Origin of the sequence: Paenibacillus sp. FSL K6-0108 (assembly GCF_045040695.1) — a bacterium.
GTDB classification, from domain to species: domain Bacteria; phylum Bacillota; class Bacilli; order Paenibacillales; family Paenibacillaceae; genus Paenibacillus; species Paenibacillus pabuli_B.
This window is the reverse complement of sequence record NZ_CP150288.1, coordinates 4,373,143-4,399,156: the sequence shown is the minus strand read 5'-3', so window position 1 is coordinate 4,399,156 and position 26,014 is coordinate 4,373,143. Positions and strand designations below refer to the sequence as shown.

Here is a 26,014-nt window from a genome sequence, read left to right as displayed (position 1 = left end):
TAATCTTAGAATTCGAAGGAAGTGGGCAACAAAATGAAGTCGTACATGTAAATGCTATCCAACATAAACGGGGAGGCAGCCGGAAAGTCTGGCTGCCTTTTTCATTAAGGCACGGGGAAGTGTTTACTTCTTTTTAGGCTCCATCAACATGATATGGCATTCCCTCCGCTGAAGAGGTAATAGGACACAGCTTATCTTAATAATTTTCTCCTCGATAATAGCGCTCCAATTTGTTATCCAGATGAACGATCTGTGCTTTTTTCTCTTCAATATCTTCAAGCAGCTTTTGCCTTTGATCCTGTATCAGTTTGGTTCTTTCCGGCAGGGTTGAGGTTCCTTCATTTACCTTGTCATAATACTTTTTGATATCCTCCACACTCATTCCGGTTTTCCGAAGACATTTGATAAAAACCAGCCAGTTTAGATCATCTTCCGAGTAAAGACGGTTATTCTGCTCGCTTCGCGCAGCAGGCTTCAACAGTCCCTTTCTTTCGTAAAAGCGGATCGCTCCGATCGTGATCTCTACTTTTTTCGCTACTTCTCCAATCGTTAACATGCTAACCCTCTTTTATCAAAATTTATGGTTGACCTACACTAAGTGTAGCATAGTAACTTATACATTGTTAATGAAATCAAATTAGAGAAAGAAGGATTCATATGAAAAAGATCGCTTTTGTAACCGGAGCAAATAAAGGAATCGGATTCGAAATTGTTAAGCAATTAGGTCAAGCTGGCTGGAAAGTTGTTCTTGGTGCACGCAGTGCCGAACGGGGCCAAGCGGCTGTTTCCGAGCTAACTTCCAAGGGGTTAGACATCGAATTTGTGCAAATTGACATGAGTGACTTGAAAAGCATCGAACGGGCAGCTGCTACAATTACTAAGGATTATTCGGACTTAAAACTTCTGATCAATAATGCGGGTATGCCTGGTGCCTTCTCCCGTTCTTTTACGGACACCCAAGAGGAGGATCTGAGGAATGCTTTCGAAGTCAACTTTTTTGGAACCTTCCGTCTGAACCAGCGTTTGTTCGCGTTAATTCAAGATAATGAAGGCACAATTGTTAATGTATCGACTGACATGGCTTCTTTGGATCATATGCAAAATGCTGGCTTTGCTTTAAACGCTTTCGACTACAACTCGTCCAAAACGGCAAACAATGCCATGACCGTTTCGATGGCTTATGAACTCAAAAACAGTAAGGCTCAAGTATTTGCGGTTACGCCTGGATTCACAACAACAGACCTTAACGGTAATGCTGAAGGCGGTAAATCGAAAGAAGCGGCAGCTGCGATTATCGTAGGTTATGCGACAGATGGCAAACACCATAACGGGGAATTCTTGGATGAGAGGGGCGTGTACGCCTGGTAATTCAAAGCTTCAAAGCAACAATATTGAAAAGTACTTTGTTTACTCATTAAATAACAGACGTACTATGGGGCGCTCGCTTGGAATATCCCGTATTACGTCTGTTATTTTATAATGAAGAAATCAGTCCATTAACCACTCCGATTGAAGAATGGCGTACTGATACTCGTCCACCCAGTGTCCTTTTGACATATAGTTTTGCAGCATATGCCCTTCACGCCTCATGCCCAAGCGTTCGAGAACATGAATGGATTTTTGGTTCCGTACATCAGTAAATGCATTAACCTTGTGTTTACCCAGTGTTCTAAAAATATAATCCAACAGTGCCCTAAGCGCTTCATGGATATATCCATGCCCTTGATACTCGGGTGAGAGGGTGAACCCAATCTCTACAATTCTCGGTTCATGAAGTGGTGTATGCAGCGCGCAATCCCCGATAAGCAGATCCGAATCCGTTAAGGCAAGAGCGAATTGAAACCATGTACCTGGCTGGTTAGGCGTGTGGTTCATTTGCTTTTCAACAAACAATTCGGCATCCTCATACGAAAAGTTTTCCCAGGACTGGAACTGGGAAACGGTTGGATTAGCTCGGTACTCGTAGAAAGGCAGCGTATCCTGCGAGCCAAATTGTCTGATATTTAAACGATCTGTTACTGCATATAACGTAGACTCCTTCATATTATCGCTCCACTCTGAAATGTACTTAATTTTGAATATCTATGCTTTCCCTCTCCTGATAATAGTATTTTACTTGCAAAATACATAAAAGTGAATGAAATAGATATTTGTTAACAGCTAGTCTCTTGTTATTCGCACATCAATAAAAGTGATTTGCTCCACGATCGCTGCAGATTTGGTCTGGGACCCTTGTATGCAGTACGAAAACAATCTAGCGATAAAAAGATAAGAGAGACCGTCTTCTTTTAATAGAAGTCCGGTCTTTTTTGCATTTACAGAATATTAACACGATACAGATACAGACCTGATTTTTTACCCGTAACATATGTATTAGATGTGGGAACGGTCCCACATTCAGCAAAAAGCGCATAACGTATATCAGGAAAATAACGAAAAAAATGAAAGGTGGTGCGGCGTAATGAAGCTGCTGGATCTACAAGGGTATGCATCTCCGAAGGATTCCAAAACGCATATCCGCATACCTTTTGAGTTGGGTGAGGACTGCGGAAAGCTGAACCTGCGATTACAATATTCGCCGAAGACGCTTGAGAATCGGGATACGGCATTACAGCTGCTCAAGGACAGTTACGATTTATACATTCTGCCGGAAAATCGGGAATACGCAATTGCCAATGCTGACCGGCATCTCCCGCTGAAAAATCTGATGACACTCTCGCTGGATGACGCACGGGGATACCGTGGAGCGTGTCATCGCCATGATGAGGTGCAGGATCTATTTGTATCGGAGCGAGAAGCTTCTCCAGGACTAATGGCGGGCAAATTGGCTCCCGGCCCTTGGAGTGTCACATTAAGTCTGCACTGCATCGTGACGGATACATGCGCTTACCGGTTGGAAATCTGGACGACAGAGGAGGGCTCGATATGAAGTGGTTCGCCTGCGAACTGCATACACATACGCTGCACAGCGATGGCAGTCAGACGCTGGGAGAATTGGCAGCGGGAGCAGCCAATCTGGGCTTTGACGCCATCGCACTAACCGACCACAACACAATGTCTGGCCTGAGTGGGAAAACAGAAATCGAACAGAAATATGGATTGCGAATTCTCCCCGGCATGGAGTGGACAACTTTTTATGGCCATATGGTGACGATAGGACTTAGTGCTTTCGCCGACTGGCGTCAAGCGGATCGGGATGGGATCGATGAGGGAATGGAGACCGTGCATCGCCTCGGCGGAATCGCCGGGCTTGCTCATCCCTTCCGAATCGGCAGTCCGGCCTGTACCGGTTGCTTCTGGGAATATGAGATTGGGAACTGGTCCGCCGTTGATTATATCGAAGTCTGGTCCGGTACGTTCCCTTCCATTCAGACAAACAATCGCCGGGCATTTGATCTGTGGACACAGAAACTGAATGAAGGTTATCGGATTGCCGCCACTTCGGGCCGGGATTGGCACGGGCAGGGCGAGACAGACGAGCCAATCTCGGTTACTTACCTTGGCATAGAGGACGATGCATTGGCGGGAAAGGGAGATTCGACAGCAGCCCTTTCGATCCATGAAGCAACGCTTATCCAATCCCTGCGGGAAGGGCGTGCTTCTGTAACGTTAGGACCACTTCTGACCCTGACGCTGGACGCCGGAGGTGCAGTCTATGCAATCGGATCCACGGTTCCATCGGTAAGTGGGAAACGCAAAGTCGCAGAGGAGCCGATACGGGCGAACTTGAGGGTGGACTTCTCGGTCCGTGCCGGACTGTGGTCGCTGACAGAGCAGATCTGCAGATTGAAGCTGTACTCCAATCTCGGCGAGGAGCTTAATCTGGAAGTTCCGTATTCATCGGACGGACAGACGATGCAATTCGAAGCTCAACTTGGGGAGTCCGCTCCAGATAATCCCCGCAGGTGGCTTCGTGCCGAGCTGTGGGGAATCGTACGAGGATTCCATGTGTTAATCGCCTTTACCAACGTGATTTATTTCGAAGAAGGAGGCCCACAATGAACAAATTCCCGCTGATTACAGCCCATACGGGCTGCATGGGCCATCCCGATCATTCTTTCGAGTCACTTCAGGCGGCCCTGAGACTTGGCGCAGATATTTACGAAGATGATATCCGTGCAACCAGGGACGGAGTACTGGTACTCGCCCACGATAACGATATCACGTTGGCAGACGGAAGCCACGGAAGCCTTGTAGAAATGAAGCTGGAGGAACTGGACGCTCGCTTGTCAGCCCCGATCCCGAAGCTTCAGGATGTGTTGGAGCATATTCGCGAAGCCGGTAAAATCATGAATCTTGATATCAAAACGGATAGCGTTCTGGAGCCGGTCTCCTCCCTGGTTGATCGGATGGGAATGACGGAGAAGGTGTTCCTAAGTGGCTGCGAATATGGGACGGCGATCCAAGCCGGGCAGTGGGTGCCGCACATCCGAAGATTGCTGAATGTGAACACCCACAGTTTCAGGAGCCTTCCTTATGGCGAGGCAGTTACACAGGCTTGTGCAGAAGCCCGCGAAGCCGGATGTTTCGGGCTCAACCTACCGTATCAGTTTGTGCGGTCAGAGCTGCTAGAAGCCGTGCGTCGCAATGGTCTGGATATCTATGTTTGGACGGTTACAGAAGCGAACGATATGCGACGTCTTGCGCAATGGGGCGTCGATTCGATAACAACCCGCGATCCGGCGAAGCTGATCGCTATCCAGAGAGAAACGGAATTTGCAGAGGAGAATAGGGATTGGACAATAAGCTGATTTATAGTTTGCGGGAGCTCGCCCAACTGGCCGGTGTATCAAAATCGACTGCTTCTCGGGTCATCTCCGGTAACGGATACGCAAGTCCCGAGGTCAGGGATCGCGTTCTCAAGGCGGTCGAGCAGCTTCGCTATAAGCCGAGCGCTGTCGCACGGGCGATGGTCGCCAAGCGCACGTACAACATCGGAGTAATCGTTTTCCGTGACAGGCTGCCGATCGTGTCTCACACGCTGTACGGCAGAATCATTGACGAGATTCTAATGGCCGCTGAAGCGATGGGCTACTCCATTTTCCTGAAGACTGATCGGGAAATGTCGCTACGATCGACCGACTATATGCTGGAACAGCGGGTGGATGGACTCATTCTGGTCAGCCGGCTGCAGAAAAACGTCATCGACTACGTCAAAAACTTCAATATCCCATATCTGATGGTGAACGGATCGACAGAAGATCCAGAAGTGGTGCACCTTGTAAGCAATGATGAAGCTGGTGGGGGACGGGCGGCAGATCATCTGTATGACTGCGGACACCGCAAATTCTTCATCATTGCCGGACCAGGCGAGCATCGCAGCCATTCTCTGCGGCTGGCGGGCTTCCGCAAACGGCTGGAATTTCTCGGGATTTGTTTAGGCCAGGAAGGGGTTGCTGTCGTCGAGTCATCGGAATCGAGCTTTGATTCCGGCTGGAAGCTGATGGAGGAACATTATGAGACATTTCGGGAGGGACAATACACCGCACTTTTCAGTACCAATGACATGCTGGCACTGGGTGCGATGAAGGTGCTCATGGAGCGCGGTGTCCGCATTCCGGAGGAAGTGTCAGTTATGGGTTACGACAATACCGAAATAGCGGGCATGTACCACCCGTCGCTGACTACCGTTAGCGTGGATGCGGCTGGTATCGGACGAGATGCTGTATCCATTCTCGACCGCCTAATCAGTGGCGAGGATAGCGTACCGAATCTAATCGAATACAAAAGCGAAGTGATTATTCGTCAGTCGACGAATGGAAAGGAGGATCGGACATGTTGTGGTACTGGAAACATGTAGGACCGAGAAGAATTATCGAATTTGTATTGCTGACATTGTTCGCCGTTTTTTTCGCGGGTCCTTTAGTCAACCTGCTTGTGCTTGCCTTTAGCGAAAGGTGGAATTATCCAGATATTCTGCCCCAGGTATGGGGCTTCAAATGGTGGGAATTTGTGCTGGCGAAGGACGATATCGTCTCATCAATCTCGCTGTCATTCCTCATTGCCACCCTGGTAACGCTGCTGTCCATCGTTGTCTGTATCCCAGCAGCATACGCCTTCGCAAGGCTCCAGTTTCCGCTGAAGCGGATGTTCCTGTTTTCGTTCTTGCTGACACACGCCTTTCCAAAAATGGGGCTGTACGTCTCTATCGCAGTCCTTTTCTACCGGATTGGATTGATGAATACGCTGCTTGGTGTTGTGCTAATTCATATGATCAACGTGTTGATGTTCATGACCTGGATTCCGACCTCCGCTTTCCGTAATGTGCACCGTGCGCAGGAGGAATCCGCTCGGGACGTTGGAGCGAGCCCGTTCAAAGTGTTCCGCAGCATCACGCTGCCAATGGCAATGCCAGGCATCATGGTCGCTTCAATCTTCACATTCCTCAATTCACTGGACGAAGCGCAGGGGACGTTCCTGGTTGGCATTCCCGATTTCAAAACCATGCCAATCGTCATGTATTCCATCATTTCCGACTTTCCGAGCAGCGCCGGGGCTGTATTCTCGATCATCCTGACGCTGCCGACAATTATTCTGTTGGTGGCAGCTCAGCGGCTGGTGAGTGCGGACGTGCTGGCGAGCGGTTTTCAAATGAAATAAAAATGCTTCGGTGTATAGATCGGGGCAGTGGGAGGCAGAAGAATGCAGTTGTCTGTACGAGAGTTAGCCAAACGCTACAAAACCGGTGAAGGGGTCAGTGGCATCAACATTGATATTGAAAAAGGCGAGCTGGTCACCCTTCTTGGCCCTTCCGGGTGCGGAAAAACCACCGTGCTGCGGAGCATCGGCGGGTTTCTCGAACCGGACTCCGGTGACATCCTGATCGAGGGCAAGAGTGTCATTCAATTGCCACCGGAGAAACGGCCCACCTCAATGGTGTTCCAGAGTTATAATTTGTGGTCCCATATGTCGGTATACGACAATCTGGCGTTCGGCCTGAAAATTCGCAAAATGTCGAAAGCAGAAATCCGCATGGCAGTTGAAGATGCGCTCAAATTGGTCCGACTGTCGGGCTTTGGGAAGAAGTATCCAGCCGAGCTCTCGGGTGGACAGCAGCAGCGGGTTGCACTGGCTCGGTCATTGCTGTTGAATCCGGCGGTACTTCTGTTGGACGAGCCTTTCTCGGCGCTGGACGCCAAGCTGCGGCACGAAATGCGCGAGGAGCTGCGTGAGATCCAAATGAAGACCGGACTCACGATGGTCTTTGTCACGCATGATCAGGAAGAAGCCCTGTCGTTGTCCGATCGCATTATCGTCATGAACCACGGGCACATCGAGCAGATTGCTCCTCCGCAGAAGATTTACGATGAGCCCGCCTCATTATATGTCGCCGGTTTCATTGGCAAAATGAATTTCTTGAAGGGGGTGGCGGAAGGAGAGCGCATCCGGATTGGAAAGCTTCGCCTGCCAAATGAAAAGGGGTTAAGCGGACAGGTGACGGTCGCGGTACGACCGGAAGACGTTCAGGTAAGCGGTACGACAAAGGGTGAAGGGGTTTTGGAGGGCAAGGTCAAACAGGTGATGATTCTTGGACATTACGCCGAAGTTACCGTGGAACTGGTGGAATTCGGCATGATACGTGCTTTTCTGAACAAAGAGTTCGTTGATCAACTGCAGGTAGGAAAAGATGTCGGCGTCTCAATTTCAAAAATGACCGGATTTCCGGTCGATGAACTGAACTGAGGAGGAAGAATGATATGCGTTTGAAGAAGCCATTGTTATCATTGTTGACGGTTGTGGGATTGTCCATGTCATTGTTGGCCGGGTGTGGAAACGGAAGCGACAGTAAAAGCAGTACCCCGAACGATGGAAGTGCTGCGGCTGCAAGCGATCCAGTATCTTTTAACTTTTATTTTACCGGTTCGCAAAACGTCAAGGACCTGTGGGATTCGCTCGAGCCTATGTTTGAGAAAGAGCATCCGGATATCGACGTGAATCTGGTCTATATCCCGTCCGGTACTGGAGCTGAACCGACTTATGATCGGATTGTAGCCGCCAAGCAAGCGGGCAAGGGCTCAGGAGATATTGACCTGTACGAGGACGGAATCAACTATGTCGCGCAGGGCACAAAGGATGGTACCTGGGCACAGCTGAACGAGAACGACATTCCTAACCTGAGCAAAGTCAATGCGGGCACGATGAAAGATGTGGATAACTATGCAGTTCCATATCGTTCATCCGCCGTGGTGCTGGCCTATGACAGCAGCAAAATTTCCAATCCGCCAACGACGCTGGACGAGCTGTTGCAATGGATCAAATCTAATCCCGAGCAGTTTGCCTACAATGACCCGTCAACAGGCGGCTCGGGCAGCTCGTTCGTGCAGACGATCGTCTATAAGGACCTGCCGGAAGAAGATATTCACAACTCCGATCCGGCGATCATGGAGAAATGGGATGGCGGCTTTGACACCCTCAAAGAACTCGGACCATACGTGTACGGAAAGGGCATCTATCCGAAGAAGAACCAGGGTACACTGGATCTGTTGATGAATGGCGAAGTGTCTTTGATTCCGGCCTGGTCAGACATGGTACTGCAGCAGCTGAACGAAGGTTTGCTGCCGGATACCATCAAGATGCAGCAGATCACACCGGGGTTCAATGGCGGACCAACTTACCTGATGGTCAACCAGGAGTCGGACAAGAAGGAAGCAATTAATGAATTTCTGAACTTTGTCCTGTCCCCTGAAGCCCAGGAAGTCATCGTCGACAAAATGAACGGCTTCCCGGGCATTGAGCTCTCCAACATGTCACAGGAAATGCAGGATAAGTTCGATGGTGTAGCCGAAGGCTTCCGTACGTTCAACATCGGGGATCTGGGCACGGAGATTAACAAACGCTGGCAGAGCGACGTAGCCTCGAAATGAGTAAGGAAGCCAGACAGTCGATTACAGGCCTGGCGATGGTGCTCCCCTCTTTTGCCATCCTGTTGATCGTCGTCATTATCCCGATTGTGCAATCCTTCATCATGAGCCTGAGCAACGGTTCCGGCGGCTACGATCTAAGTCGGTATACGTATCTGTTCACGGATAAGGGAATGCGAAGCAATATCGTATTTACGCTCCGGGTGACCGCCATTACGTGCGTTGCCGTAATATTAATTAGCTACACACTCGCGATCTATATGCGCTTTAATCAGGGGCCGATTGTCAATCTGATTCGTAAAACGTACATGATACCGTTGTTCATCCCTGGCGTTATCGCAACTTACGGACTACTTAACCTGCTTGGCAACCACGGATGGCTTGCCCGCATGCTTGAAGTGGTCGGGATCACGCTCCCGCGCATCATCTTTGACGAAAAAGGAATTATCATCGCCAACCTTTGGTTTAATATTCCATTTACGACAATGCTGCTTAGTTCCGCATTGTCGGGCATTCCTTCGTCGGTTATTGAAAGTGCCAAGGACGTGGGCGTAGGCAGACTGACCCTGTTTACCCGATTTATTTTCCCATTGTCGTACAAGACATTTCTTGTTGCCCTGACCTTTGTCTTTATGGGGGTCATCGGCTCGTTCACCGCGCCCTATCTGATCGGAGCCAACTCTCCGCAGATGCTTGGAGTCTCCATGCAGCAGGTATTCAGCGTTTTCCAGGAGCGAGAACAGGCTGCGGCGATTGCTTTCTTCTCATTCCTGCTCTGCTCGGTGCTTGGTGCATTCTACATCCGGTCAATGGCGGAGGAAGAAAAGGCGAAGATTTAGACGAGGCTTTAATTCTTCATTCTTAAAGATTCATAAAAGCTGAAGCGCTCCTTTATCGGGAGCGCTTTTTTATCGAATAGTGGATTAACTGATATTGGCATATTGACATGAAACCAGTTACACGCTTTACACTTGGCTTGTAGCGCTAACAAAACAATTTTTCACATACACTTTATAAAGAGTAGTTATAAAGTATGCAGAATAGCGTTGCACTATTTTTATAGCTGCCCAAATGAATGGCAGACCAAACATTAGGAGGATTTTCAGATGATTAAACTGGTAGTTAGCGATCTAGACGGAACATTTCTCAACAATCAAGGGTTATTTGATATGGATCTTTTTATTAAAGTACAAGCAGACATGGAAAGAAAAGGAGTTACCTTTGTAGCCTGTACCGGAAAACAATGCGAGCGTGTAGAGAAGTTGTTTGGGGAGCATGGAAAAGGAATCTGGATTCTCGGTGATAGTGCGGCGCGTGTAAAGAAAGATGGCCATGTAGTGAAGGAGTTCAGTATTGAGCGGGACTTGGCTCTGCAGGCAATCGACCGGATTCAAAATTTTGCTCCTGATATGACACTTATTATCTGTGCAAGTGAAGCTGCTTATGTTCATTCTTCGATTCCAGACGATATGTATCAAGTGGTTAAAGGATCATACGAACATGTTATAAAAACAGATTCGTTTGAGAATATTGACAGTCGTTTTATTAAAATAACCGTCTTCGACAAAGAGGGACGGAGCACAGCATTACGAAAACATGTGGAGCATACCCTGGGTGGACAAATTTATATTGTTGATTCCGAAGCCAGATGGCTTGACATTACGGCGTTGCATACGCATAAAGGTGAGACTGTAAAGAAACTGCAAGAAATGCTCGGGGTGACCTATGAAGAAACTATGGCTTTCGGAGATGGAGAGAATGATGTAGAGCTTATGGCAATTGCCAAATATAGTTTCGCAGTGAGTAATGCTTGTGAAAATACAAAAAAGGCGGCCAGTTTCATTACCAAATCGAATGAGGAAAACGGGGTTCTTCTCACGATTCAAAAAATACTGGATTTGTACTGAAGAGAAATGACAGGAATAGTAGTAAACATCATGATTTTTGTTTCCGGTAAGTTTGTGGTATTAAGCCCATTTGTTTGCGGAAAATGGATGAAAAATAGCTCGCACTTTGGAATCCGCAAGCGAGTGCAATTTCGCTTATTGATCGTTTAGTTTCCTTTAACATTTCGCAGCTCTTCTGAATGCGATAACGGGTGAGATAACTGTTAGGGGTTTGACCCACATATTTATTAAACAATGTGCAGCAACGGCTTCTGCAAACAGCCCCAGCAGATGCGATATCTTCAAGCGTTAGTTTTTCATCATAATTTTGATGAATATAATGCGTCATCTTCTGAACATGGATTAACACAGGAGCGTCTGCAGACTGTTCGGAATTTAGTTGAAGGTGATCACCGATGGTAGCACATATTGACAAAGCCTGTGAGGCCAGGCGAATTGGATTAGGTGAAGGAGCACAGTGTGCTTCTTCATATATATTCTGAAGAGATGCCATTAGATTCCGCTGCCAATCAATTTGATCCGTGAGCACAACAAAGTCATCCATATTCGGTCCTGATTTTTCCGCCCAATAAGTTCTAATAAACGAAGATGCTTCTCCTAACAAGGAGGGATGGATGACAACAACGATGAATGAACAATCGGTATTATCCGGAGAAAACCCGTAATGCAAACGGTGGCTGTTCACAAAAATACCGCTTCCATTATCCAAGTGAATAACATGACCATTAACGGAAAATTTCATCGATCCTTCCAATAAAACAATGAATTCAATGTCTGCATGCCAATGAGCTGCAGCAGCATAATCGTTGAATTGATGGAGATTCCCTTTTCGAATATAAAGAGGCATATCAGGAAAATTATAATCCAACCGTTCCGAGAAGTCAGAGAACACTTCTAAATTCATCATGTATTGAACACCTTCTTAAATGTATACGATTTTTATAAAATTATAGCCAATATTGATGGATCAAACAATAAAAATATCCTATCTTGATATTGTGGAAACTAACGGAAAGGACAGGATATGTTTGGGGAAGCGGAATCGAGTTGCATTATTTACTGATCATGGGTTTAATCGGGAATTAATGACTCTGGTTATACCCATTGCACTACAAAATCTTATTTCAGCTACAGTAGTATCGGCTGATATCGTTATGTTGGGTATGATTAGCCAGTCGGCAATGTCAGCAGTATCCCTTGCCGGACAAATTACCTTTGCATTGACATTGTTTTATATGGGGATGTCAACCGGAGCAGGTATTCTTACTGCGCAGTACTGGGGGAAAAAGGATGTGCTGACCATACAGCGTGTTCTAAGCATTGCATGCATGTTTTCATTTTGTATTTCAATCTTGTTTTTCTTGTCCTCATTTATGTTTCCTGAGACATTAATGCGTTTTTTTACGAATGATCAGGAGCTGATTCAGTATGGTTCAAGATTTTTGCAGATGAATTCGTTCTCTTATCTTGCAATGGCCATCTCTCAGATGTATCTCAGTGTGATTAGAAGTATGGAAAATGCAAAACTCAGTGCCTGGATTAGTTCCTTATGCTTAAGCCTAAACATCTTTTTTAATGCCATCTGCATATTTGTACTTTTTCCATCCAACCCGGAAATGGCTATTATAGGAGTAGCCCTCGCTACAGTTCTATCACGTATCATCGAACTTGTGTGTTGTATGGTCCATTCCATAACACGGGGCACAATTCATTTCCGACTTCCTGTACGTGATGGAGTTCAAGTAAGCTTGCTGAAGGATTTCTGGAAGTATACGTTGCCTGTTCAAGGCAACTATATTGTGTGGGGAGGTGCCCTGACTGCTACTACTGCCATCATCGGTCATGTGAATTCTGATATGGTTGCCGCAAATTCAGTAGCTTCTGTAGTTAAAAATTTAGCTGTAGTTCTGTGTGGAGGTATAGCAACTGGAGGTTCTGTACTCGTTGGGAAGTATTTAGGGCAGGGTGCGGTTGAAAAAGCAAAGCAAGCTGGCAATCGAATGTATCTATATGCTCTCATATTTGGTATCATTGCCGGTTGTACGATTTTGTTCTTAAAACCGTTCGTGTTCTCCATGGTAAGTCTGAATGTAACTGCTCAGAGCTATCTGAATGGCATGCTTTACATTAGTGCATTTTATTGTATCGCGAAATCGATGAACTCCACTACAATTGCTGGAGTTTTCACGGCCGGAGGAGACTCGAAGTTTGGATTTTGGTGCGATGCTATTGTCATGTGGGTAATCATCTTACCGCTTGGTTATCTATGTGCTTTTGTTTGGCAGGTTCCTCCTCTTGTCTTGTACCTTATTATCAGTTTAGATGAAGTAATTAAGCTGCCGGTTGCCTTCATTCGGTATCGTCAGTATAAGTGGCTAAACAATATTACACGAAACTTTGCATAGAGCCTTTTTAGAAAAGAAGAGATCAAATATTTCTTATATCATAACTAGAGGTGAATTATATGAATATTCAAGAACGAATGGAAAGCAAACAGTTATTTACCGATCACGATGCGAATTATCCGGAGGAAGCTGCTGCCTTGGCACGTGCACGTCAGCGTGGAAAAACGCTGTGTTATGAAATCAATCGGTTGCATCCTGATGATTTGGAAGGACGAAAAGTGTTGATGAAGCAGCTATTTGGAAGCATGGGGGAGAATGTATGGATGGAACCACCCATCCGGATGTCTTACGGATCGAATACAACTGTAGGGAATAATGTCTACATTAACTTTAATCTAACCGTTGTTGATGATTATAAAGTCAGTATAGGAAATGATGTCATGTTTGGTCCAAACGTAACAATTGCTGTAACTAATCACCCGTTGCATCCTGAAAAGCGTAAAGAAGGTGGTATGTTTGCATTACCCGTGGTCATTGAGGACGGAGCATGGATCGGTAGCGGTGCCATTATTGTGCCTGGTGTTACCATTGGAATGGGAAGTGTTATTGGTGCTGGAAGCGTAGTGACCAGAGATATCCCTGCGAATGTCATTGCTGTTGGGAACCCTTGCAGGGTACTTCGAGAAATCTCGGATCATGATCGGGAATACTATTATAAAGATATGCGTTTTGACGAAGTGGATTGGTAAATTCAGAGGGAGAACATATATGGCATTCATTTTTGAAGTTATTTTGGCATTGTGCATGTTAACTGGGATTTATATTGGAATAGACAGGTTGATTCAATCTCCACGTACGTATGAATACGCCAGACATCTATATGAACAGTTTGAGGCGAATGTATACGATACAGATATTGAAAAATCAAGAGATGATTAAATGATTCAGCTTCTCTAGAATTATTCATTTTTTGCCATAATGGCGTTTGATGGAGCGGTTTTTCTAGAAACAAGTTCTTGTCCTCAGCTTGGAATAAGAACTTGTTTCTTTATGTCTAAAGGAAAGTAACAATGCTATTGTTGATTGTGATTTTTCTTTTGGCATAGATTTAACTACCGAAATATACATCCAATTTCCCGGTAGGAGGCGTAGTAGCCATCCAAACCGCAGCCAAATTATCCGGCGCTTGAGTATAAGCAGTGATATAGTCTCCGATGAGCTGGGTGGGTGTCGATGAATTCCCATTAGGATTAAACGATGTTGTTGTCAACCTTCGTTGAGCAAACGTTTGTCCACCGTCAAATGATTCCGCTGCATATACATCAAGCAAAAATCCATCGATTTGATTCGAATAATAAATTACACGGACTGTTCCTGTGAATGGAGAAACGGAGATCGAAGGAAAGAAATTCTGCGAGCCCGCTGGCGCATTCGTAATACTTACCGGTTCACTCCATAACAAGCCATCGGGAGATTGACACATAAAGACATCCGTGTATCCGTTTCTTGCATCATTCCAAACCGCATAGACCGTTCCGCTATAGATACCGTTGGATATGTCTGCTGCCAAATTCAAATTGGTTTGTACACGAAATTGATAATTGGTCACAGGGAGGGGGGAAGGGGATGGAACAACAGAACAAATCAGTGTAGATTGGTTGCTCACCGGAGGTTCGAACGTAGCACCTCCATCATAGGATATGCGCAGCAATGCGTATGGAGAGTCCGGGCCAGTAGTGATATAGCCTGCATAAACTTGACCTGTAAACCCAACGGCGATGGTTGCACGATCATGAATCCCCCTTGGGTCTGAAATGCGGCTAGGTGTCAGCCAGCTTCCGCCCTGATCCAAAGATCTTTGGACGAAAATGGAGGATGCAGCGGTAGCCAAGGGCGTGTAACCTACGTAGGTATTTCCTCGATATGGGCTGCCGGGCGTTCGATCGCATGCTACAAAAGGCTCATCGTTATGAACGATAAGACCGTAACCTTTATTAACAAAAACAGGAGCCGACCAAGTGAGGCCGTTATCCATGGAAGTATAACTGATGATGGTTCCGTCATTATCCCCGTTAAAGATATGAACCGTCACGACAAAGCTGTTTGGAAACGTGTAGTCAATCGTGGGCGCCTCTGCTCCCGCATACCCCGCAGGCTGGGCCAAGGTGGTCGTAGACCAGGTTTGCCCTCCATCCTCTGAACGATATAAGCCGATAAGAGTAGGCCCCGTACTCGTGTCGACGGCAACAACACACATAATATTCGGAAGGAGTTCATTTACAGCAATGGAAGGTTCAAACTGATTTCCAGCCAAAGCTCCCGTAATATTTACAACAGCCACTGTATCACCCCTTTTATTAGTTAAGGAATATTGGTGAACCGATCCACCCAGACCATTTCAGACTGGAGTACACGCTGCAAAATAACTCCCGTGGAGTCAAGAGTGTAAGCATGAATGACCGTGCTGGTTGCACTGAAATAATCGCTTTGTACTTCAATATATGCGGCAGAAGTGAGTGGATATAAAAGTGTTTCCGAAACCTGAGGTCGAAGTTGAAACAAATTATGTCCAATGGGAATTCTAGCGGCTTGTGAAGTATCCCAACGGAACACCTGAATTTCAATATTCGCAGGAATGTTGAGCGAATCATTAACACAGGTAACAATAAGTTGGGTAGCTTGATCAGCACTTGAGGGAGGGTTGTAGATTAAACCGGTTGAGAATGGCAAATGTAAACCTCCTTTAAATGTAAATAGGCGAATAGGCAATCAAAGAACTTATATGCTCTGTATACATAAAATATCCCACCTCAATTAGACTGGAATATGCAGATCAACTGATGGCGCCACCTAGTCAAGCCAAAGAGGAAGAGGCATGATTAGAGTATTAAGCCCCTTTGAAGAAGTAAGGGGCTTTTCTTTTTAGTTCAAGGTGTTATTGATAAATCAAGTTTTTTAAAAAATCCGTAAAATTCATTGGGGATCTGCCAATCAGGTTTTTCAAAGCCGGATGGGTTTGCGAGAATATGCCCAGTCGACTTGCCTGGAACATACCTGTAAGCATGCTGATCATCGCTTCCGGTAGGCCACGGGACGTCAAGTGATTCCGATATTCATCATCCGACACGACAATTCGCCGAATTGGTCGCTCCAAGACTTTGGAAGCAATTGATGCGATTTTATTCATGTCGATCGCTTCCGAAGCCGTAAGGTGAGGAGTTATACCGTCATATCTCTGTTCTGTCAGGATTACCGCTGTGGCTTCAGCCAAGTCGGAATGGGTGGTCCAGGCAACAGGGCCATCTTCCGGAGCAATCAATTCCCCTGTGTTCAAGGCATTACCCATCCACATCATCGCCGATGCAGCATAGAAACCATTTCGGAGCGAAGTGAAAGGTACTCCTGAAGCTTTTAGCATCTCTTCTGTAGCCGCATGAACATCCATGGGAGGAAAGTGTGATGTTGCAGATGAAAACATTTGGCTTGTGTACAGAAGTTGACGAACACCAGCTTTTTTTGCCGAGTCAATTGCGGTTTGATGTTGACGAATAGCTACTTCTCCCAAGGAATGGGACGAGATAATGAGAACTTGAGATGCTCCCTCAAAGGCATGAAGAAGACTCGCGGAATTATCGAAATCTCCTTGTCGAACACGAACCCCACGTTCTTTTAGATCCTGTGCGGTGTTCACATCACGGACACTCACACCAACATTCTCGGCAGGAACACGCTTGAGAAGTTCCTCTACGACCTTGCGACCTAATTTTCCATTCGCTCCTGTAACCACAATCATTTCTACACTCATCCTTTCGTTTGCGAATCCAATAAAGAGTTTCTTGTTATACGATTTTTTTTGTGTCATCATAATCGTATACATGCGTGTTGAATAAGTCGCATAGGCAAAGGATAAAAGGATTGAGTTGTGCGAACAACATGCAAAAGGCTGTTTTTGTGGTGTTCCCAACATTTTTGTCCTTTTGTCTGTTAGTGGATTACAAGAGAAAGAGGGAATGAAATGTCGGTTAATCCGCAGGATCCACGTGTTAAAAGAACCCGTCAATTGTTCGTACAGGCTTTTAACGATTTGATTGGGAAAAAGAGAAACGTATATTCTATTTCTGTGCATGATATCACGAATCAAGCAACCGTAAATCGGACAACATTTTATGCCCACTTTCAGGATAAATATGACTTTCTAAAATATTGGATGACGGAAAAGTTTCAAATGACCATAAGGAATAGGCTCCCGGAAGAAGCAAGATGCAGTGCGGAAAATTTGCGAATCCTTATGCAGAGCATATATGATTTTCTTTTGCAGTTTCGACAATGTAGTACACCAGGAGACAAACAGTTTGAAGCCATGTTTGAAAATGCCATGCATCAGGATCTTCATCAACGCCTGCTTAATCGGATCAATGAAGTGCACGCTCAGGGTTTTTCGCAAGAAAAATTGGAAGCGCTGGCACTCGTTGTGAGTTGGGGCATATTCGGATCGGCATTGCAATGGAGCCGGGAACCTCAAGATCGCTCATTTGAAACGATGTTTGAACAAGTCATTGAGGTTTTGTCCGTCAATTTGGCCCCTCTTTGGGGGCAAACAGCCAGCTAAAGAGAAGTTTTTCTCGAACGCTTTGCACCCGGCGATGTAGTCACCTTATGTTTCACAAAGCATACTTATAGGAACAACATGAGAAAAGTCTTTCCTGACTAAAAAGTAGAAGGGGTACAGAGCATTTCATTAACCTATCGACGTTTTAAAAAAAGTTGCGAAGCTTTGACCATTTGGATATGATTATCTAATTGGTTGTTTCAGCTCATACATTTAATTGATGATAAAAGATAGTGAGGTCGGAAAAATGATTGCAAAAACAGAAGAAGACTTTAATGGTTTGAAGGAAATTGGCAAGATTGTTGCTTCTATCAGAGATGAATTGGTACAAAGAACAGTTCCTGGCATAACGACGAAGGAACTTGATGATATAGCCGGAGAGCTGTTTGAGAAAGAAGGCGCAGTCTCAGCACCCAAAAGTGAATATGATTTTCCTGGCTATACTTGTATTAGTGTCAATGAGGAAGTGGCACACGGCATTCCGGGGCAACGGGTTATACAAGAAGGAGATCTTGTCAATATAGATGTTTCTGGTTCAAAAAACAGTTATTTCGCAGATACAGGAATCTCGTTTGTAGTAGGCAAAGGAGAAGAAGTGTTAACGAAAATATGTGATGTTGCCAAACAAGCATTTGAAGCAGGTCTCAAGAAAGCAAAACCTGGTTCCAAAAAAAGTGGAATCGGAAAAGCAGTATTCCAAACAGCAAGACAGCATGAATTAACAGTTATTAAAAACCTTACAGGACATGGTGTTGGACGTGCGATACACGAAGCACCTGATCATATTTATAATTACAACGATACATCGGATGATGAATTATTAAAGGAAGGGATGGTCATCGCATTTGAACCATTTATCTCAACCTTAGAAGAAGAAGTATTCCAAAAGGGAGACGGCTGGACCTTTGCTACCAAAAAGAGCCATGTAGCTCAAATTGAACATACGATTATCCTTACCAAGAATGGACCGATTATTGTCACACTGTAATGAGTCGAAAAGAAATGATAAAGCATGGAGAAGGGGGACACGCACAGAGTATTAATTGTGCGTGTCTTTCGTCATGTTAAAGACTGCTAAATACGATATTTCGTAACTTGCGTGTAATCGGCATGGTGCCAGCATCCTTTTTCTGGACCATGAACAGTATCGATAAATGATCTTGCGGACTATTCGTGAAATACGCACCTAACCAGCCATCCCAGCCATACTCGCCGGCGCTGCCAATGAATCCGGCTTTCGAAGGGTCAGTCATAATACGCATTTGGTTCCCGTAACCATGTCCGCATAAGGTATGCCAAGCCTCGAATCCTTTTTGCTGGACAGTGGTCAACGATGCTGTTGTCAGAAATCCAATGGTTTTAGGTTTCAAGAGTTGAACACCATTATAAGTGCCTTGATTCAGTAACATCGTAGTAAATTTGGCTGCATCATCAATGGTTGATGCCAAGCCTGCTCCCCCTGATTCAAAGGCTGGAATACGATCCAACTGATGATTGATCCCCAGATGATTCCCGGAGTATAGTTTTAAACCACCTGTACCGTCATCCTGATATGTTTTCACTAAACGATCTCTTTTTTCTTCTGGTAACCAAAAACCGGTATCGCGCATTTCCAAAGGCTCAAACAATTCTTTTTTCAAAAATTCCCCATATGGCATTCCGCTAACAGCTTCAACAATTGCGCCTAGTACATCTGCCGATGTACCATATTGCCAGTGTGTTCCTGGATCGAACGATAACGGGCCTTGTCCTAGTCGACTGGCAAATTCCATTGTGCTCATGGGGTTTTTGCTGAACAAGCGGTTGTCCAATTCTTGAAACAGTGCATATGCATGTTGACCTGCCAAGTCCGGTCCATCATATAATAATCCCGATGTCATATTTAACAGATCAAGAATGTTGACTTCTCGGCTTGCTTGATCCAATTTTCCATCTTTCACAATTAATTGATTTTTGAAAGTCGGAATATACTTGCTAATGGAATCAAACAGGTCAATCTCTCCTCGTTCCAACAACATCATAATGGAAGTAGCAGTAACCGGCTTGGTCATTGAATATAAACGAAAGATTGAATTCCTTGTGATTAGACGCCCCGTTTCCAGGTCAGCCCAACCATCATCATGGTAGAAAACTTCTTCTCCATTCTGAATTACCATAATGCTTGCTCCTGCAATTTCATGGTTGTCGATACTTGTTTTCAATGTTCTTTTTAATTGGGCGATTGTGTTGAACTCCAGCATCTCTGTGTGTAGGCCTCTTTTCAAAAATATTCATCAGCGTATGGGTAAAATTATATCGTGTTGAAAAACACAAATATATATAAGATTTCAGCAGTTATATATAAGAATTCCGCAATTTAGGATCGAGTGCATATTGACCTACAGTTAACTCTAAGGTTTATACTATTGCAATGAGTTAAAGGGTTTAACGAGTGAGGTGTAGTGATGGATTGATGAAAATAATGAATGAGAACTCAAATAAACTATACTATGTTATGAATTGGAGATTTAATCAACAATGATGAAGAGCAATAATTGGAATGTATTTGGCCTGGCTTTGTTGCTGGGTTTATTTTCAACATTAGGTCCATTTACGATTGATATGTATTTACCGGCATTTCCTGAGATCGCAGAGAATTTCAATACAACCGCCTCACTTGTTCAGTTTAGTCTTACGGCTTGTCTATTAGGGCTAGGTATGGGACAACTCGTTATGGGTCCTTTGAGTGATGCCCATGGTAGACGTAAACCGTTGTTAATCTCCATGGCAGCCTATATTATTTGCTCCTTGGCGTGCGCTTTTGCGCCTAATATCGGACTATTGATTTTGTTTCGTTTCACGCAAGGATTTGCGGCTTCGGCAGGAATTGTCATTTCTCGTGCGATAGCTAGGGATCTTTATAGTGGACATGAACTTACTAAATTCTTCTCTTTGTTATTGCTTGTAGGGAATTTGGGGCCTTTGGCAGCACCGATCGCTGGAAGTGGCGTTCTTTCATTTACGACATGGATTGGTGTGTTTATCTCACTCTCATTTTTGGGCATTTTCTTATTAATCATGACAAAATGGGGTCTGAAAGAGTCAAACCCGCCTGAACGACGTATGGCTCCCGATTTCAAACAACAGTTGGGGAATTACAAAACACTTCTACGTGACCGCAAGTTTGTTGGCTACATGCTCGCACAGGGGATCATGACGGCTGGGGTCTTTGCATATGTAGCAGGAACACCATTTATTTACCAAAATATTTATGGAGTCACACCAACTGTATTTGCTATATTATTTGCTTCGAACGGGATTAGCTTGATTATCGGATCCCAAATCGTGGGGCGGTTGGCACATCGTATACCTGAGCAGACCCTGCTATTATCTGGACTGTGGCTTGCTTTAGCGGCAAGTGTTGCAGCTTTGGTGGTAACGTTAGTTCATGGTCCGCTGTTCGCTTTGGTCATTCCATTGTTCTTCTTTGTTTGCTCTATAGGCATTACGTCTACTGCGGCATTCCCACTTGCCATGGAGAGTCAGGCCAAGATGGCCGGAAGTGCAGCAGCGCTACTCGGAGTTGTTCCTTTTCTTCTAGGCGCGCTGGTTGCTCCTTTGGTTGGGATCGCAGGTGAAGACACTGCCGTCCCACTCGGACTCACTTTATTAATGACCAGTCTTGTTGCAATTCTCACTTACTTCTTACTCGTTAAAAACATCTCACATCACACGCCTCAACATGTTCAGTCTGATCCTGACTTTTAATTGAGAATATGAGGGAATATACCTAGTGGGAATTATCAAACCGTTGACCTTTGTTTCAAAGAATCAACGGTTTTTTATTGTGTAATGAAGGGAAAACGTCATTAAATTTTCCGGAGCTAACCTTTCGGAATTTTCCGGTAGCTGGAAGGGGAGAAACCCGAAATTTTCTTGAAGAGTCGGGAGAAATAGTAGGGATCACTAATGCCCACTGCAGAGCTGACTTCTTTGATGCTCATTTCGGTAAGATCTAGAAGATGACCTGCCCGCTGAATTTTGAGGCGTAGGAAATATTCGATCGGGGCAGCACTGGATTCAGAATTAAACAGAAAGATCAGATGCTGCTTTGATACACCGACATGATTAGCCAGCTCCGTAAGCGAAATAGAGTCGCTGATATGTACATTCATGTATTGTATTGCCGTTTGCATATAAGTTTCACGTTTTTTCTCTTGTGCCGATTTGACCGCATTTAAGCCAATCCCGGAGAGCAGCTGTCTAGTCGTTTGGGCCACATGTACATGGGTAGTCAAGGCATATGTTCGCTCGGCCAGCATCTCATAGGTAGGTACGAACCATTCCATTAACCGGGCCTTGCCGCTTGGAGATAAGGAGAGTGAGGCGTTAGACAAATCAAACATATTCACCAATCTGCTTGCATGGCTTCCTTTGAAATGAAACCAGTAGATACTCCATGGATTCTCCTGCATTGCGCCGTAACGATGTGCAATTTCGGGTGGGATTATCACCATATCTCCCTGCTGCATCATCATTCGCTCTCCATGATTCAGCTCAGCCCATCCTTCTCCCGCTTCGCAAAAGATGAAAATATGCGAGGGGCTGCCTTCCAGACGCTCCCTAAAATGGTACTGAGCGTTGGGGAAATAACCGATGTCCGTAATAAATAAGGTATAGGTCAGTTCTTCCTGTTCCAGTTCTTTCATCCAGTATTCAGGAAGTACATATAACTTTTCCTCTAGAAATCCTTCAGGCTTGCGTATTTGACCAGGACTCATTCTAGTTACCTCCGTAATTCATAATCAGAATAAGAATATAATCCATCACTTCCCGCATTTCGTCAATTGGAACCTTCCTTTTCAGAATATACAGTATAACTATCAAGAATCAGGGAGGCAGTTCTAACATGAATCATGAGACTGTGGATCATACGCTGGAGGCGGATCCAACCAAATCCAGTCAGGTACAAGTGTGGGAAACGAGCGTGTTGATACCTACATATGAGGCGGGTGAAGCTGACCCCAATCCTATGTTTCTGGAGAAAAGAGTATATCAGGGAAGTTCCGGCCGTGTGTATCCGCATCCGGTGATTGAGCGTATCTCGGATGTGAAGCATGATAAAAATTACAAATTGGTTATTCTGGAAAATCAATATATCCGTATTGAGATCATGCCGGAAATCGGTGGCAGAATCTATCGTGCGCTTGACAAGACCAACAATTACGACTTCGTCTATTATAACCGCGTCATTAAGCCTGCGCTGGTGGGCCTTGCAGGCCCTTGGATCTCCGGAGGAATTGAGTTTAACTGGCCCCAGCACCATCGCCCGAATACGTTCGGTCCGGTTGAATACAAATTCGCTGCAACGGAAGATGGCAGTGCTGCAGTATGGGTAAGTGAAATTGACCGGATGTACGGTACGAAAGTCACAGTTGCCTTTAAGCTCTATCCAGACAAGGCCTACCTGGAGATTAATGCACAATTATACAACCGAACACCTGAGCCGCAGACTTTCCTGTGGTGGGCGAATCCGGCTGTAGCGGTTAATGAGAATACGCAATCCGTGTTTCCTCCAGATGTAACAGCTGTATTTGATCATGGCAAAAGGGATGTCTCGCGTTTCCCTATCGCTACCGGAACCTATTACAAACAGGATTATTCGGAAGGCGTAGATATTTCCCGGTACAAGAATATTCCGGTTCCGACTTCGTATATGGCTTATAAATCCGATTATAATTTCGTTGGTGCATATGATTACGGCGTAGAGGCCGGATTGCTGCATGTAGCGAATCATCATATTTCTCCCGGCAAGAAACAGTGGACTTGGGGAAATGGAGATTTCGGCCAAGCATGGGACCGTCAATTGACGGATGAAGATGGCCCGTACATTGAACTCATGACTGGAGTGTACACAGACAATCAGCCAGACTTCACTTGGCTTCAGCCATATGAGGAGAAGACATTCACCCAGTATTTCATGCCTTACAAAAACATCGGTGCCGTAAAAAATGCCTCCATTGAAGCGGCCGTGAACCTGGAGGTTGATGCTGAAACCGGAGAGGCAGTGATCAAGGTATATGCAACATCTAAACTTGAACATGCCGTTGTGGAGCTGAGCGGAGCAGCCACCCGGTATCTGCAGGACACTGTTGAATTGTCTCCGGTAGAGATATATCAGAAGGTTATACCGCTGAAGAGTAAGGAGCAGGAGTATGATTTGAAGCTTTCTGTCCGAAATAGGGAAGGAAGGTTACTTGTCTCCTATCAACCGAAACGTCCGGATATTGAGCGCGTCCCTGAAGCTGCTAGACCACTGGCCGCACCAGAAGAACTGCGTTCTGCCGAAGAACTGTATCTGGCTGGCCAGCATCTGGAGCAATATCGTCATGCTACGTTTGAGCCCGAAGCCTACTATCTGGAAGGCTTGAAGCGGGACAACGGCGATATCCGGTTGAATGTAGCTTATGGAACATTACTTCTTCGCCGCGGATTATATATAGATAGCGAGCAGTATTTCCGCAAAGCGATCGAGCGTTTGACCTGGCGCAATCCAAACCCATATGACAGTGAAGCCTACTATCAGCTGGGAGTAGCCCTTTATGGTCAAGGCCGTTTGGATGAAGCTTTTTCTGCTTTCCACAAATCGGTATGGTCGGCAGCGTGGCAGGATGCAGGGTACTTCTCTCTGGCCCAGATATCCAGCTTGAAAGGCCAGTATGCCGAGGCACTGGAGCAGATTGAGCATTCACTCATCCGTAATTCACGTAACTACAAAGCACGTAATCTGAAAGCCGCATTGCTGCGCAAGCTTGGACTGGTAGATAAAGCAAAGGCCTATGCGATTAGTACTCTGAAATTGGATGTCGCGGATTTTGGAGCTTATCATGAGTTGGCGCTCGCCCATGCATCCATGGGAGATAACATTGCTGCGCAAGGTATTTTCGATGAGATGCAGCAATTGATGAGAAATGATGCTCACAATTATTTGAATGTCATCGCAGATTATATGAACAGCGGTTTCTATGAAGAAGCCATTGCAGTAGGTGAAAGAATAGTCACTCAGGGGAATTCCGTTTATCCGATGCTGCATTATGCACTCGCTGAATTATATGAACGTACCGGACAACATGAACATGCTTATGAAGCTCGTCGTAAGGGACAATTGGCCAATCCAACCTATTGTTTTCCGAACACATTGTTTGAACTTGATCTGCTGACAAGCGCAGTTCAGGCTAATCCGGTGGACGACAAAGCTTATTACTATCTCGGAAACTTCTATTATGATAAGAAGCGGCCAATCGATGCAATTGCGAGCTGGGAGCAGTCACGTGCGCTGCGAGATGATTATCCGACAGTTCACCGCAATTTGGGGTTGGCTTATTACAACAAGCAAAATAATCCGCAAGCGGCCCTGGCTTCGTTCGAGCTGGCCTTTGCTTGTGCACCGGATGATGGACGTATTTTCTTTGAACTGGATCAGCTGCGCAAGAAGCTTGCGTGGTCAGCAGACCAACGTCTCCATATTCTTGAAGAGCGGCGAGATCTGGTTGAGAAGCGGGATGATCTGTATGTGGAGTACGTAACCCTGCTAAACAATCTCGAACGTTATGAAGAGACTATCGCTGCACTGTCTCTACGCAATTTCCATCCCTGGGAAGGTGGAGAGGGGAAAGTGACCGGGCAATATAAGTTGGCTCATACCGAGCTTGGCAAACTAGCACTGCAAAACGGTCATTATGAGGCAGCAGCTCAGCATTTGCAACAAGCACTTGTATATCCGCTGAATCTGGGTGAAGGGAAGTTGGAAGGAACTCAGGAGAACAATATTTATTATTATCTTGGTTTGGCTTACGAAGGTTTGCAACGGGAATCAGAAGCCATCGCCAGTTACACCATAGCTTCACAGGGTCTGGATGAGCCGACAAGTGCGTTGTTCTACAATGATCAACCGCCGGAAATGATCTTCTACCAAGGATTGGCCTGGTTGAAGCTCCGTAACGGGAAAGAAGCCAAGCGTCGTTTTAATAAACTGATTGATTATGCTGAAAAGCATATTTTTGACGACATCAAAATGGATTACTTTGCCGTATCTTTGCCGGACTTCCTGGTGTTTGAGGATGACCTTAACCGGCGTAATGTCATCCATTGCAGGTACATGAGGGGCCTTGGACTTCTGGGGCTTGAACGCGGTGCAGAAGCAAAAACTGAACTTGATATAGTGCTCGAAATGGAACCTAATCATCAAGGGGCGGTTATTCATCACCGTTTATGCGCTTTAGAAGTGGTCTGATCGAACAGGATTACATTACA

General features: G+C 45.5%; 25 protein-coding genes and 1 pseudogene. 18 read left to right on the top strand and 8 right to left on the bottom strand.

From position 1 onward, the window contains the following. Positions 1-196: 196 nt before the first annotated feature. Complete coding sequence (locus tag MHB49_RS19710; RefSeq protein WP_247897828.1) at positions 197-556, bottom strand: MerR family transcriptional regulator; 360 nt, start codon at positions 554-556, stop codon at positions 197-199. A gap of 101 nt (positions 557-657) precedes the next feature. On the opposite strand from MHB49_RS19710, the gene MHB49_RS19705 reads away from it, so the two are divergent. Continuing rightward, on the top strand, positions 658-1,368 hold the full coding sequence (locus MHB49_RS19705; RefSeq protein WP_405152679.1) for an SDR family NAD(P)-dependent oxidoreductase: 711 nt from the start codon (positions 658-660) through the stop codon (positions 1,366-1,368). Between the two features lie 120 nt (positions 1,369-1,488). On the opposite strand, the gene MHB49_RS19700 is transcribed toward MHB49_RS19705, so the two are convergent. Next, positions 1,489-2,043: a GNAT family N-acetyltransferase gene (locus tag MHB49_RS19700; protein WP_247897826.1), complete on the bottom strand. Its 555-nt coding sequence runs from the start codon at positions 2,041-2,043 to the stop codon at positions 1,489-1,491. A 418-nt stretch (positions 2,044-2,461) separates the two neighbouring features. On the opposite strand from MHB49_RS19700, the gene MHB49_RS19695 reads away from it, so the two are divergent. The 9 genes from MHB49_RS19695 (at position 2,462) to MHB49_RS19655 (ending at position 10,768) form a co-directional block, all read left to right on the top strand. Then, positions 2,462-2,929 (top strand): hypothetical protein, encoded by a 468-nt coding sequence (locus tag MHB49_RS19695; RefSeq protein WP_405152678.1) that lies wholly within the window; start codon positions 2,462-2,464, stop codon positions 2,927-2,929. Further along, a complete protein-coding gene (locus MHB49_RS19690; RefSeq protein WP_405152677.1) occupies positions 2,926-4,002 on the top strand; it encodes a CehA/McbA family metallohydrolase in 1,077 nt (358 codons plus the stop codon). Before MHB49_RS19695 ends, MHB49_RS19690 begins: the two co-directional genes overlap by 4 nt. Next, positions 3,999-4,751: a glycerophosphodiester phosphodiesterase gene (locus MHB49_RS19685; protein ID WP_405152676.1), complete on the top strand. Its 753-nt coding sequence runs from the start codon at positions 3,999-4,001 to the stop codon at positions 4,749-4,751. Before MHB49_RS19690 ends, MHB49_RS19685 begins: the two co-directional genes overlap by 4 nt. Continuing rightward, entirely contained in the window at positions 4,736-5,800 is a 1,065-nt protein-coding gene (locus tag MHB49_RS19680; RefSeq protein WP_405152675.1) for a LacI family DNA-binding transcriptional regulator, read from the top strand. The genes MHB49_RS19685 and MHB49_RS19680 overlap by 16 nt, the downstream gene beginning before the upstream one ends. Further along, a complete protein-coding gene (locus MHB49_RS19675) occupies positions 5,776-6,600 on the top strand; it encodes an ABC transporter permease (RefSeq protein ID WP_247897821.1) in 825 nt (274 codons plus the stop codon). Before MHB49_RS19680 ends, MHB49_RS19675 begins: the two co-directional genes overlap by 25 nt. Before the next feature lie 42 nt (positions 6,601-6,642). After that, complete coding sequence (locus MHB49_RS19670; RefSeq protein ID WP_405152674.1) at positions 6,643-7,683, top strand: ABC transporter ATP-binding protein; 1,041 nt, start codon at positions 6,643-6,645, stop codon at positions 7,681-7,683. Between the two features lie 14 nt (positions 7,684-7,697). Then, positions 7,698-8,864, top strand: coding sequence for an extracellular solute-binding protein (locus tag MHB49_RS19665; RefSeq protein ID WP_405152673.1), 1,167 nt, complete (start codon positions 7,698-7,700; stop codon positions 8,862-8,864). After that, positions 8,861-9,700 (top strand): ABC transporter permease, encoded by an 840-nt coding sequence (locus MHB49_RS19660; protein ID WP_405152672.1) that lies wholly within the window; start codon positions 8,861-8,863, stop codon positions 9,698-9,700. The genes MHB49_RS19665 and MHB49_RS19660 overlap by 4 nt, the downstream gene beginning before the upstream one ends. 267 nt (positions 9,701-9,967) lie before the next feature. Next, the gene (locus tag MHB49_RS19655; RefSeq protein ID WP_405152671.1) at positions 9,968-10,768 is read left to right on the top strand and encodes an HAD-IIB family hydrolase; all 801 of its coding nucleotides are present in this window, start codon (positions 9,968-9,970) and stop codon (positions 10,766-10,768) included. A gap of 28 nt (positions 10,769-10,796) precedes the next feature. Here MHB49_RS19655 and MHB49_RS19650 read toward each other — a convergent pair whose 3' ends face one another. After that, positions 10,797-11,675 carry a helix-turn-helix domain-containing protein gene (locus MHB49_RS19650; protein ID WP_405152670.1) on the bottom strand — a complete coding sequence of 293 codons (879 nt, stop codon included), beginning with the start codon at positions 11,673-11,675 and terminating at the stop codon, positions 10,797-10,799. Positions 11,676-11,730: 55 nt separating this feature from the next. Between MHB49_RS19650 and MHB49_RS19645 the strand changes: the two genes are divergently transcribed. From MHB49_RS19645 to MHB49_RS19630, 4 genes and pseudogenes are all read left to right on the top strand, one after another. Beyond that, entirely contained in the window at positions 11,731-13,173 is a 1,443-nt protein-coding gene (locus MHB49_RS19645; protein ID WP_405152669.1) for an MATE family efflux transporter, read from the top strand. 59 nt (positions 13,174-13,232) lie between these two features. Then, a pseudogene (locus MHB49_RS19640) lies at positions 13,233-13,412 on the top strand (maltose acetyltransferase domain-containing protein); the annotation flags it as partial. Positions 13,413-13,640: 228 nt separating this feature from the next. Beyond that, positions 13,641-13,862, top strand: a complete 222-nt coding sequence (locus tag MHB49_RS19635; RefSeq protein WP_405157192.1) for a DapH/DapD/GlmU-related protein — start codon at positions 13,641-13,643, stop codon at positions 13,860-13,862. Between the two features lie 19 nt (positions 13,863-13,881). Further along, entirely contained in the window at positions 13,882-14,052 is a 171-nt protein-coding gene (locus MHB49_RS19630; RefSeq protein WP_247897813.1) for a hypothetical protein, read from the top strand. Positions 14,053-14,221: 169 nt separating this feature from the next. On the opposite strand, the gene MHB49_RS19625 is transcribed toward MHB49_RS19630, so the two are convergent. The 3 genes from MHB49_RS19625 to MHB49_RS19615 form a co-directional block, all read right to left on the bottom strand. Then, positions 14,222-15,454 carry an exo-alpha-sialidase gene (locus MHB49_RS19625; RefSeq protein ID WP_405152668.1) on the bottom strand — a complete coding sequence of 411 codons (1,233 nt, stop codon included), beginning with the start codon at positions 15,452-15,454 and terminating at the stop codon, positions 14,222-14,224. Between the two features lie 20 nt (positions 15,455-15,474). Then, positions 15,475-15,843 (bottom strand): hypothetical protein, encoded by a 369-nt coding sequence (locus tag MHB49_RS19620; RefSeq protein ID WP_247897811.1) that lies wholly within the window; start codon positions 15,841-15,843, stop codon positions 15,475-15,477. A gap of 205 nt (positions 15,844-16,048) precedes the next feature. After that, the gene (locus MHB49_RS19615) at positions 16,049-16,978 is read right to left on the bottom strand and encodes an SDR family oxidoreductase (RefSeq protein WP_405152667.1); all 930 of its coding nucleotides are present in this window, start codon (positions 16,976-16,978) and stop codon (positions 16,049-16,051) included. 423 nt (positions 16,979-17,401) lie between these two features. On the opposite strand from MHB49_RS19615, the gene MHB49_RS19610 reads away from it, so the two are divergent. Then, positions 17,402-17,722, top strand: a complete 321-nt coding sequence (locus MHB49_RS19610; protein WP_405152666.1) for a hypothetical protein — start codon at positions 17,402-17,404, stop codon at positions 17,720-17,722. Positions 17,723-17,969: 247 nt separating this feature from the next. After that, complete coding sequence (map, locus tag MHB49_RS19605) at positions 17,970-18,710, top strand: type I methionyl aminopeptidase (RefSeq protein WP_247897808.1); 741 nt, start codon at positions 17,970-17,972, stop codon at positions 18,708-18,710. A 76-nt stretch (positions 18,711-18,786) separates the two neighbouring features. On the opposite strand, the gene MHB49_RS19600 is transcribed toward map, so the two are convergent. Next, entirely contained in the window at positions 18,787-19,986 is a 1,200-nt protein-coding gene (locus MHB49_RS19600) for a serine hydrolase domain-containing protein (protein ID WP_405152665.1), read from the bottom strand. A gap of 253 nt (positions 19,987-20,239) precedes the next feature. Between MHB49_RS19600 and MHB49_RS19595 the strand changes: the two genes are divergently transcribed. Next, complete coding sequence (locus MHB49_RS19595) at positions 20,240-21,469, top strand: multidrug effflux MFS transporter (protein WP_405152664.1); 1,230 nt, start codon at positions 20,240-20,242, stop codon at positions 21,467-21,469. Between the two features lie 116 nt (positions 21,470-21,585). Here MHB49_RS19595 and MHB49_RS19590 read toward each other — a convergent pair whose 3' ends face one another. Continuing rightward, on the bottom strand, positions 21,586-22,482 hold the full coding sequence (locus tag MHB49_RS19590) for a helix-turn-helix domain-containing protein (RefSeq protein ID WP_405152663.1): 897 nt from the start codon (positions 22,480-22,482) through the stop codon (positions 21,586-21,588). A gap of 128 nt (positions 22,483-22,610) precedes the next feature. On the opposite strand from MHB49_RS19590, the gene MHB49_RS19585 reads away from it, so the two are divergent. Further along, positions 22,611-25,994 carry a DUF5107 domain-containing protein gene (locus MHB49_RS19585; protein ID WP_405152662.1) on the top strand — a complete coding sequence of 1,128 codons (3,384 nt, stop codon included), beginning with the start codon at positions 22,611-22,613 and terminating at the stop codon, positions 25,992-25,994. Positions 25,995-26,014 lie beyond the last annotated feature (20 nt).